This window comes from Burkholderia arboris (assembly GCF_902499125.1).
GTDB classification, from domain to species: domain Bacteria; phylum Pseudomonadota; class Gammaproteobacteria; order Burkholderiales; family Burkholderiaceae; genus Burkholderia; species Burkholderia arboris.
The window spans coordinates 37,339-51,386 of record NZ_CABVPX010000010.1 but is presented as its reverse complement, the minus strand read 5'-3'; the positions used below and the strand labels follow the sequence as shown (position 1 = coordinate 51,386).

Sequence of the window (14,048 nt, the reverse complement as noted above, 5' to 3'; positions counted from 1 at the left end):
CGCTTGTTTATTTGGAAGACATATTTGTGACACAACGTATTCTCGAACCGACCGAGATCTCGGCACTCGATCATTCGGCCATTCCGCGCTTTCGCCTGCCGGAGCGCGCGACCGCGTTCGCGGCGCGCGCCGCGCGGATGCGCAAGCTTGCCGACCTGAACCCGATCAGCGGCTACCTGCGGCTGATGGCCACCGTCGCCGACGCGCAGCATGCGACGCTGCAAACGCTGGACCTGCCGCTGCCGTCGAAGGAAGCGATCGCGTGTGCGCAGCAGCATTCGATGCCGCTCGTGCCGGCACTCGACGGTGAGCGCGACGCGCGCTGGCGCGCCGTGCTGTACGAACTGCTCGACCGCGTCGAAGGCGCCGGGCTCGTCAACCCGCAGCTCGCGAAACTGCTCGACCGGCTGCGTCTGATGGCGCCGGCCGAACTCGACGCGCAGGCCGACGCGATCCTCGCGCTGCGCTTCGCTGAGGTCGACCCGGCTACCGCGCCGTTCCTGATGGCCGCGCTGCAGGTGGTCTGGACGGACCTCGCGAGCCGTGTGACACCGGCCGATGTTCCGTATCTCGACCAGCCGGGGCTGTGCCCCGTGTGCGGCTCGCATCCGGTCGCGAGCGTCGTGCGGGTCGGCGGCCAGTACCAGGGCTACCGTTTCCTGCAATGCGGGCTGTGCACGACCGAGTGGCACATGGTGCGCACGAAGTGCTCGCACTGCGATTCGACGAAGGGCATCGCGTATCACGGGATCGAGGGCGGCAGCGAAGCCGTCAAGGCCGAATCGTGCGACGAGTGCAAGACCTATCGCAAGATCGGCTATCAGGACAAGGACTACGAGTTCGAGCCGCTGGCGGACGATCTCGCGAGCCTCACGCTCGACCTGCTGATGAACGAGGCCGGCTACCAGCGCAGTTCGCCGAACCCGCTGCTGTGGCCGGACGTCGCGCGGGAAGCGGACTGACGGCACGAGGCCGGGGGCGGTGCGCGAGCGCCGGCGCCGGCCGACTGCGAAGCATGAGACTGGAGCCACCACTACGTGACCGAACCGGGTGTGAATGAATTGAATGCGGTGCTGGCGCGCGTGCCCTCCGTCGAGCGCGTGCTGTCGTCGGCACCGTTGCAACCGCTGATCGTGGACTATGGCCGCACGCGCGTGCTGAACGCCCTGCGCGCGGAGCTGGAACGCTGGCGTACCGCCGCGCAGCGCGATCCGGCAGCGGCCGAGCCGCTCGACGAGCCGCGCATCGCCGCCACCCTCGCGCGCACGCTGGCCGCACGGAGCACGGGCGCCGTGCGCGCCGTGTTCAACCTGACCGGCACCGTGCTGCACACGAACCTCGGGCGTGCGCTGTTGCCCGACGACGCGGTGCGCGCGGTGGTCGACGCGCTCACGCGGCCGGTCAACCTCGAATTCGATCTCGCCACGGGCCGCCGCGGCGATCGCGACGACCTGATCGACGATCTGCTGTGCGAACTGACGGGCGCGGAAGCCGCGACCGTCGTCAACAACAACGCTGCGGCCGTGCTGCTGACGCTGTCGGCGCTCGCGACGAAGCGGGAAGTGGTCGTGTCGCGCGGCGAGCTGGTCGAGATCGGCGGCGCGTTCCGCATTCCCGACATCATGAGCCGCGCAGGCGCGAAGCTGCGCGAGGTCGGCACGACCAACCGCACCCATCTGCGCGACTACGCGGACGCAATCGGCCCGCGCACGGCGCTGCTGATGAAGGTGCACTGCAGCAACTACGCGATCAGCGGCTTCACGAAGGAGGCGACGCTTGCCGAACTCGCGCCGCTCGCGCGCGAGCACGGCGTGCCGGTCGCCGTCGATCTCGGCAGCGGCACGCTCGCCGACCTGTCGCAATGGGGCCTGCCGCACGAGACGACCGTGCAGGAAACCGTTGCTGCCGGCGCAAACGTTGTCACGTTCAGCGGCGACAAGCTGCTCGGCGGGCCGCAGGCCGGCCTGATCGTCGGCGATCGCGCGCTGATCGCGAAGATCAAGAAACACCCGCTCAAGCGTGCGCTGCGCGTCGGCAAGCTGACGCTCGCGGCGCTCGAGCCCGTGCTGCGTCTGTACCAGTCGCCGGAATTCCTGCGCGACCGGCTCACGACGCTGCGCCTGCTGACGCGCCCGCAGCGCGAGATCGCCGAAGCGGCCGAACGCGTGCGCCCGATGCTGCAGGCCGCGCTCGGCGGCGGTTTCGACGTGACGGTCGAGCCGATGTTCAGCCAGATCGGCAGCGGCGCGCTGCCGGTCGATCAACTGCCGAGCGCCGGGCTCGTCGTGCGCCCGGCGGACGGCAAACGCGGCGGCCGGGCGCTCGTGCAACTCGAGAAGCGGCTGCGCGAATGGCCGCGCCCGGTGATCGGCCGGATCGCCGACAATGCGCTGCGGCTCGACCTGCGCTGCCTCGAAGCCGCTGAAGAAGCGGTGTTCGCCGCACAATGCGTGCCGCTCGCGGGGCCCGCCGCATGATCGTCGGGACCGCGGGACACATCGACCACGGCAAGACGACGCTGGTGCGCGCGCTGACGGGCGTCGATACCGACCGCCTGAAGGAAGAGAAGGCGCGCGGCATCTCGATCGAACTCGGCTATGCGTATACGCCGCTCGACAACGGCGACGTGCTCGGCCTGATCGACGTGCCGGGCCACGAGAAGCTGATTCATACGATGGCGGCCGGCGCGTGCGGGATCGACTTCGCGCTGCTCGTGATTGCCGCCGACGACGGCGTGATGCCGCAAACGCGCGAGCATCTCGCGATCCTGCAACTGCTCGGCGTCACGCATGGCGCCGTCGCGCTGACGAAATGCGATCGTGTCGACGCCGCGCGGGCCGCCGAGGTGCGCGACGAGATCGCCGCATGGCTGCACGATTCGACGCTGGCCGGCGTGCCGATTTTCGAAACGCGGGCGACGGTCGCGGACGATCCGGGTGTCGCAGCGCTGAAGCGTCACCTGGCCGATGCGGCGATCGCGTGGCGTGCGCGCCGCGACGACGGGCTGTTCCGGCTCGCGGTCGATCGCGTGTTCACGCTCGCGGGGCAGGGTACGGTCGTGACGGGCACTGCATTCGCGGGGCGCGTCGCGACGGGCGATACGCTCGCGATCATGCGCACGGGCGGCGCGGCGCGAGTGCGCAGCATCCATGCGCAGAACCGGCCGGTCGAGGCCGGCCGCGCAGGCGAGCGTTGCGCGCTGAACCTGGCCGGCGTCGACAAGACTGACGTCGAGCGTGGCGATACCGTCGCCGATGCGCGGCTCGTCGCGACGTCGCCGCGCCTGGACGTCGAGCTGACGCTGCTCGCGGACGCCGGTCTGACGCTGACGCACTGGGCGCCGCTGCATGTGCATCTCGGCACGCTGCATCGCGTCGCACACGTGGCGCTGCTCGACGGCGACACGCTCGCGGCCGGCCAACGTATGCGTGTGCAACTGGTGTTCGACGAGCCGGTGTTCGCGCTGCCGGGCGACCGGTTCATCGTCCGCAACCCGCAGGCGACGCGCACCGTCGGCGGCGGTCGAGTGCTCGATCCGTTCGGGCCGGCACGCAAGCGCCGCACGCCCGCGCGCCGGGCATGGCTCGATGCGCTGGCGGCATGGCTCGACGAAGGGCGACTCGATGCGTTGCTCGCGCAGGCGCCGCTCGGCCTTCCGCGCGCGACGCTCACGCATCTGACGGGTTTCGCGCCGAATGCGCTGGCATTGCCGGACGACGCGCTGCCGATCGGGCAACGCGACACCGCGTCGAACGACGGCGCGGTGATTGCGCATGCACACTGGCGCGCGCTGCAGACGCGGGCGATCGATACGCTGCGCACGTATCACGAGCGCATGCCCGACGAGCAGGGGCTCGACGCCGCACGCCTGCGGCGGATGGCTGCGCCGCTCGTCGGCGACGCGCTGTGGCGTGCGCTGGTCGAGGCGCTGGTGGCCGGCGGCGAAGTTGCGCGCAGCGGGCCGTGGCTGCATCTGCCGACGCATTCGGTGAGCCTCGAGCCACGCGAGGAAGCGCTGGCGCAGCAACTGCTGCCGCTGATTCATGCGGGGCGCTTCGATCCGCCGTGGGTGCGCGACCTGGCCCGCGACACGGGCGCCGCCGAGGACGCGGTGCGTACGCTGCTGCGCAAGCTGGCGCGGCGCGGCGACGTGCACCAGGTCGTGCGCGACCTGTTCTATCACGCGGATGTTGCGCGCGAGCTGGCGGCGCTGGTCGCGCATCTCGCGCCGTCGCGCGGCGGCGGGCTCGATGCCGCGACGTTCCGCGACGCGACGGGGCTTGGCCGCAAGCGCGCGATCCAGATTCTCGAGTTCTTCGATCGGGTTGGGTATACTCGCTTCCACCGCGATCTTCACTACCTGCGGCCTGACAGCGGTTGGGTGGGTATTCAGGCGTAGGCGCTCGTTGTTCTTTTGGTTCTTTTCCCCACGGAAGGCATTCGTATCCGGTGGTACGGCCGGGCTTCAAACCCGGTTGGGGGTGTCAGACACTCCCGGGTAGGTTCGACTCCTGCTGCCTTCCGCCATCCCGTTTTCTCGCGATTCGACCTGCTTCAGATGGCGCGCCTGCGTCACGGAGCGACGTCGTGCGACGGTCACGACCCGGCAAACTTGATCCGGAAAAGCACTAAAAGTCTGCGAATTATTTCCCGGCTATAGTGGAATCACTGAAGGTAGACGCGGCGCCTTTGCCGATACCGTTCAGGTAATGACTGTAGACGGGTGCTGTATGAAAAATAAAATCGAAAAGACCGCCGGACCGATCTGGGGCGTGGCAGCAGGATTGCTTCTCGCTGTCGCAGGATTGAGTCTCGGCATTTTCCCGAAGTCCCTGCACAGCTCGGGAAGCGCAAACGACTTCATGGCGTCCGGCGTGGCGATGCTGGGCATCTTCCTCGTCGTCTATTCCATGCACGAATTGCGCCGAAAGCGCATGCACTGAGCGTTCGCGCCGCCGTTCCGCGACAGTCGACTTGAGCCGGCCGACGGCTCACGCGTGCGCTCGCCGTCGGCGCGCTACGCCTTGCGGATTTCGTGGTTGTAGACGAGTTCGACGATTCGCTTCGTCGGAATACTCGCGCGCAATCCGTCGACGCTGTCGATCGGAAACCACTTGCATTTCTCGATCTCGTTGTTCGCTTGCGGCGTCTGGTCCGGGCCGACTTCCGCGAAGAACACGTGATGGACTTTCGCGAGCCCGGTGAATTGCATCGAGTACGTCAGATCCTGGCCGGTCATCCCGGTTTCTTCGCACAACTCGCGATGTGCGGCTTCGAGCGGCGTTTCCCCGCGCTTGATCGTGCCGCCGGGCAGCGCCCAGCGCGACGCCGCACGCGCGACGAGCAACACCTGCGCGTCGCGATAGCAGACGACGGTCGCGCGTTCCTTGACCGGGACGGCGCTCGCTTCGGGAGCGGTGTTGGGTGCGGGGGCTTGGGGCATGCAGTGATTCTAACCAGCACAAATCGATCGGCCAAGGTGGCCTGACCGGGTTTGACGATTGATCGCCTCGGATGCGCAGTCGACCACGGCGCATGCCGAACGCGTGAGATGGGGTGCAGATCGCGTTGCCTGCACGGCGCCCCGATGTCGTTCGGCACGACGCGCGATGGGCCCGACAGGCGCACGCGCGTCGCGCGGTTCGTCCGGTTACTTCTTTTCCGGCAGGAACCAGTTCATCACGAGCGCGCAGATGCCGCCCGTCGCCACACCCGATTCCAGCACGTTCTTGAGCGCGTGCGGCAGGCTGTTCAGAATGTCCGGCACCTGCGACACGCCGAGGCCGAGCGCCAGCGACACCGCGATGATCAGCAACGCGCGTCGGTCGAGCTGGACGCCCGCGAGGATGTTGATACCCGATGCGGCTACTGCGCCGAACATCACCATCGCCGCACCGCCGAGCACGGGTTCCGGCACGGCCTGCAGCACGCCGGCGACGACCGGGAACAGGCCGAGCACCACCAGCATCCCCGCGATCCAGATGCCGACGTAGCGGCTTGCGACACCGGTGATCTGGATCACGCCGTTGTTCTGCGCAAACACCGAGCTCGGGAACGTGTTGAACACGCCGGCCAGCAGCGAGTTCGCGCCGTTGACGAGCACGCCGCCCTTGATGCGTTGCATCCACACCGGGCCTTCGACCGGCTCGTTCGAGATCTTGCTGGTGGCCGTGACGTCGCCGATCGCCTCGAGCGACGTGACGAGGTAGATGATCAGCATCGGCACGAACAGCGACCACGAGAAGCCGATGCCGAAGTGCAGCGGCGTCGGCACCTGGAACAGCGCGGCCTGGTGCATGCCGGTGAAGTCGAGGCGGCCGAGGAAGGCGGCCGCGAGATAGCCGATCACGAGTGCGATGACGAGCGCGGTGCTGCGCACCCAGACGATCGGTACGCGGTTCAGCAGGATGATCGTGCCGAGCACGAGCCCCGACAGCGTCAGGTTTTCCGCGCTCGCGAACGTGCCCTTGGCCATCGCGCCATAGCCGCCGCCCATGCTGATGAGGCCGACCTTGATCAGCGTGAGGCCGATCAGCAGCACGACGATGCCGGTCACGAGCGGCGTGATCAGGCGCTTCACGAACGGCAGGATGCGCGACACGCCCATCTCGACGAACGACCCGGCGATCACGACGCCGAAGATCGCGGCCATCACGGTCTCGACCGGCGTGCCTTGCTTGACCATCAGGCTGCCGCCGGCGATCAGCGGGCCGACGAAGTTGAAGCTGGTGCCCTGGACGATCAGCAGGCCGGCGCCCAGCGGGCCGAAGCGCTTGCACTGGACGAAGGTGGCGATGCCGGAAATCACCAGCGACATCGACACGATCAGGGTCGTATCGCGGCTGGACACGCCGAGCGCCTGGCAGATCAGCAGGCCGGGCGTGACGATCGGCACGATGATCGCCAGCAGGTGCTGCAGCGCGGCGACGAAGGCAACCATCGGCGCCGGCCGGTCGTTCGGGCCGTAGACGAGGTCGCGGGCCGATGCTGCGGCGTCGGCGCCGTGGGAGGCAGGTTGGGCGGAGGAGGCGGGTTGCATGGCGAGCGGGCCGGACAAGGTGGAAAGTGCGGCATTTTAGCCGAAGGGCCCGCCGGCGCCGCCGGCGCGCGCCGCAATAGTGGGGATTCGTTGGATCGGGGAAAGGGGGCGGATCGGTGCCGGGCGATCAGCGGGTTTGCCGCGTCGCGACCGTAGCCGCCGTGGCGGTCGCGCTGAAACCGGGCAGTTCCGGAATCCGCTGTTCCATGAACTGCAGGAAGGTGCGGGTCCGGAGCGGCAGATACCGGCGCGACGCGTAAACGAGATGCAGCGCGTGCGCCGGCACCATGTCCCACTTCGGTAGCAGCCTGACGAGCTGTCCGGCGTCGATCAGGTCCTGGACGAGCCACGCCGGCGCGCTGCCGAGCGCGTGCCCGGCCAGGAAGCATTCCCGCAGCGCGATCGAGCTGTTCACGCGATACCGGCCGCGTACCGGAACGGCGACTGTCTCGTCGCCCCGTGCAAATGTCAGTTCGCTGCCGATGATGTCCGCGCGGGCGTAGCCGACATACGCGTGCTTCGTCAGATCTTCCGGGCGGCGGATCGTCGGCGTCCGCGCCACGTATGCGGGCGTGGCCACCAGCAGGCGCGGCGACGAAGCGATGTGGCGCGCGACGGCATCCGGCGGCAGCACCTGGCCGAGGCGAATCGCGACGTCGACGCCTTCCTCGACCAGATCGATCACGCGATCGGTCAGGTGCAGTTCGACATCGATCTCCGGCCACGCGGCGAGGAATTCGAGCACGAGCGCATTCAGCCTCAGCTCGCCCAGCCCGAGCGGCGCGTTGACCACCAGCTTGCCGACCGGGCGCAGCGTTTGTCCGCGCACGTCGGCCACCGCGCTTTCGTATTCGTCGAGTACGCGCTTGCAGCGGTCGTAGAACCGCCTGCCCTCGTCGGTCGGCGCGAGGCTCGTCGTCGAACGTTCGAGCAGGCGCACGCCCAGTTCCTGTTCGAATCTGGCGACGATCTTGCTGATCGTCGGCTGGCCGGTGTCTTCCTCGCGCGCGACCGCCGAGAAATTGCCCAGCTCGATCGCGCGGACGAACACGCGCATGGCACGCAGCGAATCCATCTTATTCCCTTATGGCATGAGCCCTATGCAAGTCTCCCATGTTCCGGCGAAATGGAGAATGACCTAACGTTCGTGGACCTTCACCCCCTGACGAGGAGTCGACATGAACGAGGTAACGCAATGTTCTGCGCTGGCGGGCGCGCACGTCGTGGTTTTCGGGGCGAGTTCGGGAATCGGACTCGCTGCCGCTGCCGTCGCGAAGGCCAAGGGCGCCAGCGTCACGCTGGTCGGCCGGACCCGCGCGAAGCTCGAGTCTGCCGCGCTGGCAATCGGCGGCGCGGGCATCGCGGTCGCCGATATCGCGGACCGGCACGCCGTGCAGGCCGTATTCGACACGTTGACGCGCGTCGATCACCTCGTCGTCACGGCCGGTCAATTCATTGCCGGGAAGCTGACCGAGACCGATCCCGACCAATTGCTCACCGCGCTGCACGAGCGCATCGCCGGGCCGGTGTATGCGATCCGGGCCGCGTTGCCGCTGATGCCCGCGACCGGCTCGATCGTGCTGACCGGCGGGCAGTTGTCGGATCGGCCGGCCGCGCACGGCACGTCCGTCATTGCCGCCGCCGTACGCGGCGTCGAGGCGCTGGCGCAGTCGCTCGCACTGGAGCTGAAACCGATTCGCGTCAATGTCGTCGCGCCGGGCTTCGTCGAAACGCCGCTTTACGATGGGTTCGGCCCGGAAGCGCGTGACGCGATTCTCACGGGCGCTGCAGCGGCGCTGCCCGGCGGTCGTGTCGGACGGGCGGACGAAGTCGGGGAGGCGATCGCGTTCCTGCTGGGCAACGGCTTCATGAACGGCGAAATCCTGCACATCGACGGCGGCGGCCGGCTGGTCTGAGCCGCGTGACGTCAGCCGGCGGTACGCGGTCCGGCGCGGCGTGCGGTTGCGCGCGGCGCGCGGGAATCCGGATACGCGCGCTGGCAGACGGCAATGACGGCATCGCGCAGGCGGCGATGCACGGGGTCGCCATGCATGCGCGGATGCCACAGCGCGGAAACGAGGATCGCCGGCAGGTGCACCGGGATCTCGAAACTGCGCAGCCCCAGGGCTTCCGTGAGTCCCGGCGAGAACGCGTTGCCGAGGCTCGAGCGCGGCACGAGCGCGATCAGGTCGGTGCTGGCGGCGACGCGCATCGCATCGGGATAGCCCGGCACGACGACGTGCACGGCGTGGCCCGGGCCGGCGCTGCCGGTCGCGTCGCCGGCCGGCCCGTCGAAATCGCCGAGTTGCGATGCGATCACGTGACGGCAGGCCGCATAGCGCGCCGGCGTGATCCTGGCCGATGCGAACAGCGGGTGCCCGGTGCGCGCCACCGCGACGTGCCAGTCGTGAAACAGCATGCGCGTGTGCAGCTCGGGCGCATCGTCGCCGCGTTTGCCGATTTCCAGGTCGATCGCCCCGTCGCGCAGCGCCTGCGGATCGCGGTCGGGTTTCGGGACGAAGCGGATGCGCACGTGTGGTGCGACTTCGCCGAGCGCGGTGACCACCGGACCCGACAGCATTTCCATGAACGACGCGGCCGCCCGGATGGTGAACGTGGCGGTGAGGGTGGCGATGTCGACGTCGGCCGTCGCCGGCCGGAGCACGGCGCGTGCGTCGAGCGCGATCGCATGCACGCGGTCGCGCAGCGCGGCGGCATGCGGTGTCGGCACGAGCTTGCGCCCGGCGCGCACGAGCAACTGATCGCCGGTGGAGAGCCGCAGCCGTGTGAGCGTGCGGCTCATCGCGGACGTGCTCAGGCCCAGCCGCCGCGCGGCGCCGGTCACGCTGCTTTCCGACAGCAGCGCGTCGAGCGCGGTGACGAGGTTCAGGTCGAGGTCTTCCATGCGGACAGGATACGCTTTTGCGTGAATGACAGGGCGTTCGGTGCAACTGTCGGTTGCATCCGGTGCGTCTGGCGCCTGTCGTGGTGCGCGCCTATAGTGGCCGCATGACGAAACCAGACCAAGGCGGAAACCATGCAATCGACTGAATCGAATCGACACGTCCCCACGCTCCTGCTCGTCGCGGCCTCGCGCGGCCTGGGGCTCGCGATGGCGGAGGGTTTCCTGAACCAGGGCTGGAACGTGACGGGTACCGTGCGCGAAGGATCGGGGCGCACGAAGCTGCACGACCTGGCCGACCGGTTCGACGGCCGGCTCGATATCGAGATGCTCGATATCTGCGAGCCCGCGCAACTGGCCGTGCTGCGCGAGCGCCTGTCGGGCAGGCGCTTCGACATGCTGTTCGTGAACGCGGGGACGACCAACGATCCGAACGAGACGATCGGCGCAGTGGCGACCGACGAATTCGTGCGCGTGATGATCACGAATGCACTGGCGCCGATGCGCGTGATCGAGACACTGCAGGATCTCGTGACCGCGGAAGGCCTGATCGGCGCCATGTCGTCGGGGCAGGGCAGCGTTGCGAACAACGTCAGCGGGATGCGCGAGGTGTATCGCGGCAGCAAGGCGGCGCTGAACCAGTTCATGCGCAGCTTCGCGGCGCGTCAGGCCGATCCGCGTCGTGCGATGGCATTGATGGCGCCCGGCTGGGTCCGCACCGAACTTGGCGGGCCCGATGCGCGCCTGACCATCGAAGAGAGCGTGCCGGGCCTCGTCGACGTGCTGCTCGCGAAGCGGGCGCGGCCCGGGCTCGAATACCTCGACTACCTGGGGCGGACCGTGCCGTGGTAAACGCGCGGTTCGCGGTGCATTGCCCGCGTGCGAACGCCGTTGCGGGCGCAACGATTGCGCGACACGATGATGCGCCGCTCGCTGCAACGCACAACCGACCGCGCTTGACACAGGCGCGCTGCCCGCCGTAAATTGCGCTGGCAGATCTAGATAAGAGACTATCTGTAAGATGGTCTCTCCATGCGTCGATCGCATCTGCAATGTCGAGCCTCTTACAGAAAAAATATACGGAGGCCGATTGTGCAAACGATCGCAGTCAAGCTTCATGGCATTGAAGACGTCATCTCCTTTCTCGACGCGCGCCCCGGTATCACGGGCAGGGCGGGGCTCGTCTGGTGGCTGTCGCTCGGCGGGCTGTTTCTCGACGCATTTTCCAACTCGGCACTGAGCGCCGGCCTTGGGCCGATGACACACGAATTGAATCTGTCGGCCGCGCAGGTCGCATGGATGACGTCGTTCGCATCGTGGGTCGCGATCGCGTTCAACCCGATCGGCGGCTGGATGGCCGACCGGTGGGGCCGTGTGCGGCCGCTGATCGCCGCGAAGCTGCTGTCGGTGATCGGTGCACTGCTGGTGGTGTTCGCACCGGATTTCAACGCGATTCTCGCGGGCCGCTTCTTCGTCGGGATGGCGTACGGAATCGACTTCGCGATCGCGATGGCGATGCTCGCGGAGTTCACGCCGGGCCGCCTGAAGAGCCGGCTCAATACCTGGCAGGGCATGTGGTACACGGCCGTCTGCCTGAACCTGCTGCTCGCGCTGCTGTTTCATGCGTGGCAGGTCGGCGATTCGATCTGGCGCTACTCGGTGGCGGCCACCGCGGTATTCGGCGTCGCGATCCTCGCGCTGCAATGCGCGTACCTCGTCGAAAGCCCGATCTGGCTCGCACGCAAGGCGCGGCTCGACGATGCGGCGCGCGCGATGACACGCATCTACGGGCAGGGATTCATCGCCGCGCCTGCGCATGAACGCACGCCGGTCGTCAATCCGGCCACGCGCGGCCTCGCGAACGTGCTGCTGATCTTCCGCGGCGTCTACCTGCCGCGCACGATCCTGGCCGCGACCGTGCAGATCGGCCAGTCGATCGAATACTTCGCGATCGGCTGGTATCTGCCGCTGATCAGCGCCGCGCTGTTCGGCAAGGATTTCGTCTACGCGACGCTCGGCGCGCTCGTGTTCAACCTGTTCGGGATCGTTGGCGGCTTCTCGTCGTCGGCGGTCGGCCGCCGTGCCGGCCTGCGTCGTGCGTCGGCATTCGGCTTCGCGGCGGTCTGCGCGATGCTGGTTGCGCTCGGGCTGTTTCATGCGCGCATGCCGCTGTGGCTGTCGGTGGTCGTGCCGTCGCTGTTCATCCTGTTCCACTCGGCCGGCCCCGGCGCGAACGGCAAGAGCCTGTCGTCGCTGTCGTTTCGCGGCGAGCTGCGGGCGGGCGCGAACGGCATCGTCGGCGCGCTCGGGTCGATCGGCGCGGCGCTCGGCCTGCTGGTCTTTCCGCTGTTTCGTGCGCGCTACGGCCTCGAGCACACGTTCCTGATTCTCGCGATCGTGCCGTGCGTGGCCAGCGCGATCTGCTTCGCGATCCGCTGGGATCCAACCCGCACGACGATCAATCCCGACAACGAACCCGACGCGCCGCACTTCGGCGAAGACGCGCGCACCGCGTCGGCCTTCCTGAAACCCGCCATCGAGAAAACGCAGCGATGACCGAAACCCGAAACGCCATTCTCGCGATCGACGAAGGCACGTCCGGCACGCGCGCCGCGCTCGTCGACGCGAGCGGACACGTGTCGTGCCTGGAATACCTGCCGCTGTCGGTCGACAGCCCGCGGCCCGGCGTCGTCGAACAGGACGCGAACGCGATCCTCGACAAGACGCTCGCGGTCTGCCGCGCGACGCTTGCCCATGCGCATGAGCAGGGTGTGCGCATCGTCGCGCTGGCGCTCGCGACGCAGCGTGCGACCGCCGTGCTGTGGGACACGCGGACCGGGCGCGCGCTCGTGCCCGCGATGGTCTGGCAGGACACGCGTCATGCCGACGAGCTCGACCGTCTCGCGGCCGACTGGGACCGCGTGCTGGTGCCGCAGGTCGGGCGGCCGGCGGGCGTGCGCTCGCCGTATCTGTGGGCCGTGCACCAGTTGCGCACGTCGCAGGCGGCGGCCGACGCGCAGCGCGCCGGCTGTCTCGCGTTCGGCACGATCGATACGTGGCTGCTGTGGCATCTGTCCGATGCGCGCGCGTGCGTGACGACGCCGACCAACGCAACTTCCGCGAGTGCGTACCGGCTCGGCGAACACCGCTACTTCGACCCGTGGCTCGATGCGCTCGGCTTTCCGCGCGAGCTGCTGCCCGCGCTGCGCGAGGATGCCGACGCGTTCGGCCGCACGCGCGAGGACGTGCTCGGCATCGACGTGCCGATTCTCGCGTGCGCGGGCGACCAGTTCGCGGGGGCGGTCGGCCTCGGCTGCGTCGAGCGCGGGCAGGCGATGTGCGTGCACGGCACCGGCAGCTTCGTCGACCTGCTGACGGGTACGGCGCGCCCGGACGCCGGATCGCATGCGCAACCCGGTCACGCGCACGACGGCACGCTCGCGATGACTGCACGGCGGCACGGCGGCGTGTCGCATTACTCGCTCGAAACCTTTGTCGCGACGACCGGATCGGCCTTGCGCTGGGTCTGCGAAAAGCTGCGCTGGTTCGACGATCCCGCGCAGATCAGCGCGCTGGCGGGCACCGTGCAGTCGGCGCGCGGGGTGACGTTCGTGCCGGCGCTCACGGGCCTGCGCGTGCCGCGGATGGAGCCGAACGCGCGTGCGTTGCTGTCGGGCATCTCGATCGCGACGACACAGGCGGAGGTCGCCTATGCGGTGCTCGAAGGCATCGCGCATTCGGTTGCATCGTGCATGGAAGCCAACCAGGCGGTCGCGCGGGCCGACGTGTCCGAGCTGATCGTCGGCGGCGGCCTCGCGGGCAGCGACACGCTGCTGCAGATCCAGGCCGACGTGAGCGGCGTGCCGGTGCGCCGGATGCGCGAAGGCGACCGCGCGAGCCTGCGTGGCGCGGCATTCCTCGCGGGTGCATCGGGGTTGCTGTGGGATTCGCTCGACGCGGCCCGCGCGACGCTCGTCACCGACGCCGTGTTCGAACCCTCGATCGATGCGGACAGCCGGCAGCGCCGGCGCGCGGCCTGGCACGCGCGGATCGCGTCCGAGCTCGCGCACGCGGCCGATTTTGCTCATGCGTAAGCACGGAGAACGA

At 68.5% G+C, this 14,048-nt stretch carries 12 protein-coding genes and 1 tRNA gene; 9 read left to right on the top strand and 4 right to left on the bottom strand.

The window, feature by feature from the left end; translation table 11 throughout:
• Positions 1–26: 26 nt before the first annotated feature.
• The 5 genes from fdhE to BLA15945_RS14305 all read left to right on the top strand — a co-directional run bounded on the left by fdhE (position 27) and on the right by BLA15945_RS14305 (position 4,943).
• Entirely contained in the window at positions 27–962 is a 936-nt protein-coding gene (gene fdhE, locus BLA15945_RS14325; protein ID WP_174992716.1) for a formate dehydrogenase accessory protein FdhE, read from the top strand.
• 75 nt (positions 963–1,037) lie between these two features.
• A complete protein-coding gene (gene selA, locus BLA15945_RS14320) occupies positions 1,038–2,477 on the top strand; it encodes an L-seryl-tRNA(Sec) selenium transferase (RefSeq protein ID WP_174992715.1) in 1,440 nt (479 codons plus the stop codon).
• Complete coding sequence (gene selB, locus BLA15945_RS14315) at positions 2,474–4,399, top strand: selenocysteine-specific translation elongation factor (protein ID WP_174992714.1); 1,926 nt, start codon at positions 2,474–2,476, stop codon at positions 4,397–4,399. The genes selA and selB overlap by 4 nt, the downstream gene beginning before the upstream one ends.
• A gap of 32 nt (positions 4,400–4,431) precedes the next feature.
• A tRNA-Sec gene (locus BLA15945_RS14310) sits at positions 4,432–4,527 on the top strand.
• 203 nt (positions 4,528–4,730) lie between these two features.
• Positions 4,731–4,943: a hypothetical protein gene (locus tag BLA15945_RS14305; protein ID WP_059237208.1), complete on the top strand. Its 213-nt coding sequence runs from the start codon at positions 4,731–4,733 to the stop codon at positions 4,941–4,943.
• Between the two features lie 74 nt (positions 4,944–5,017).
• Here BLA15945_RS14305 and BLA15945_RS14300 read toward each other — a convergent pair whose 3' ends face one another.
• The 3 genes from BLA15945_RS14300 to BLA15945_RS14290 all read right to left on the bottom strand — a co-directional run bounded on the left by BLA15945_RS14300 (position 5,018) and on the right by BLA15945_RS14290 (position 8,114).
• Complete coding sequence (locus BLA15945_RS14300; RefSeq protein ID WP_174992713.1) at positions 5,018–5,443, bottom strand: NUDIX hydrolase; 426 nt, start codon at positions 5,441–5,443, stop codon at positions 5,018–5,020.
• Between the two features lie 207 nt (positions 5,444–5,650).
• Positions 5,651–7,039, bottom strand: a complete 1,389-nt coding sequence (locus BLA15945_RS14295; RefSeq protein ID WP_059237206.1) for a nucleobase:cation symporter-2 family protein — start codon at positions 7,037–7,039, stop codon at positions 5,651–5,653.
• 127 nt (positions 7,040–7,166) lie between these two features.
• Positions 7,167–8,114 carry a LysR family transcriptional regulator gene (locus BLA15945_RS14290; RefSeq protein WP_174992712.1) on the bottom strand — a complete coding sequence of 316 codons (948 nt, stop codon included), beginning with the start codon at positions 8,112–8,114 and terminating at the stop codon, positions 7,167–7,169.
• A 103-nt stretch (positions 8,115–8,217) separates the two neighbouring features.
• On the opposite strand from BLA15945_RS14290, the gene BLA15945_RS14285 reads away from it, so the two are divergent.
• Positions 8,218–8,955 carry an SDR family oxidoreductase gene (locus tag BLA15945_RS14285; RefSeq protein WP_174992711.1) on the top strand — a complete coding sequence of 246 codons (738 nt, stop codon included), beginning with the start codon at positions 8,218–8,220 and terminating at the stop codon, positions 8,953–8,955.
• Positions 8,956–8,966: 11 nt separating this feature from the next.
• On the opposite strand, the gene BLA15945_RS14280 is transcribed toward BLA15945_RS14285, so the two are convergent.
• A complete protein-coding gene (locus tag BLA15945_RS14280) occupies positions 8,967–9,944 on the bottom strand; it encodes a LysR family transcriptional regulator (RefSeq protein ID WP_174992710.1) in 978 nt (325 codons plus the stop codon).
• 132 nt (positions 9,945–10,076) lie between these two features.
• Between BLA15945_RS14280 and BLA15945_RS14275 the strand changes: the two genes are divergently transcribed.
• From BLA15945_RS14275 to BLA15945_RS14265, 3 genes are all read left to right on the top strand, one after another.
• Positions 10,077–10,793, top strand: a complete 717-nt coding sequence (locus tag BLA15945_RS14275) for an SDR family oxidoreductase (RefSeq protein ID WP_174992709.1) — start codon at positions 10,077–10,079, stop codon at positions 10,791–10,793.
• A gap of 240 nt (positions 10,794–11,033) precedes the next feature.
• On the top strand, positions 11,034–12,497 hold the full coding sequence (locus BLA15945_RS14270; RefSeq protein ID WP_174992708.1) for an MFS transporter: 1,464 nt from the start codon (positions 11,034–11,036) through the stop codon (positions 12,495–12,497).
• A complete protein-coding gene (locus BLA15945_RS14265; RefSeq protein ID WP_174992707.1) occupies positions 12,494–14,035 on the top strand; it encodes an FGGY family carbohydrate kinase in 1,542 nt (513 codons plus the stop codon). Before BLA15945_RS14270 ends, BLA15945_RS14265 begins: the two co-directional genes overlap by 4 nt.
• Positions 14,036–14,048 lie beyond the last annotated feature (13 nt).

Excerpts from the sequence above, each read along its gene's own strand:
- selB (WP_174992714.1), top strand. The coding sequence starts at position 2,474 with ATGATCGTCGGGACCGCGGGACACATCGACCACGGCAAGACGACGCTG.
- BLA15945_RS14305 (WP_059237208.1), top strand. The coding sequence starts at position 4,731 with ATGAAAAATAAAATCGAAAAGACCGCCGGACCGATCTGGGGCGTGGCA.
- BLA15945_RS14300 (WP_174992713.1), bottom strand. The coding sequence starts at position 5,443 with ATGCCCCAAGCCCCCGCACCCAACACCGCTCCCGAAGCGAGCGCCGTC.
- BLA15945_RS14295 (WP_059237206.1), bottom strand. The coding sequence starts at position 7,039 with ATGCAACCCGCCTCCTCCGCCCAACCTGCCTCCCACGGCGCCGACGCC.
- BLA15945_RS14290 (WP_174992712.1), bottom strand. The coding sequence starts at position 8,114 with ATGGATTCGCTGCGTGCCATGCGCGTGTTCGTCCGCGCGATCGAGCTG.
- BLA15945_RS14285 (WP_174992711.1), top strand. The coding sequence starts at position 8,218 with ATGAACGAGGTAACGCAATGTTCTGCGCTGGCGGGCGCGCACGTCGTG.
- BLA15945_RS14280 (WP_174992710.1), bottom strand. The coding sequence starts at position 9,944 with ATGGAAGACCTCGACCTGAACCTCGTCACCGCGCTCGACGCGCTGCTG.
- BLA15945_RS14275 (WP_174992709.1), top strand. The coding sequence starts at position 10,077 with ATGCAATCGACTGAATCGAATCGACACGTCCCCACGCTCCTGCTCGTC.
- BLA15945_RS14265 (WP_174992707.1), top strand. The coding sequence starts at position 12,494 with ATGACCGAAACCCGAAACGCCATTCTCGCGATCGACGAAGGCACGTCC.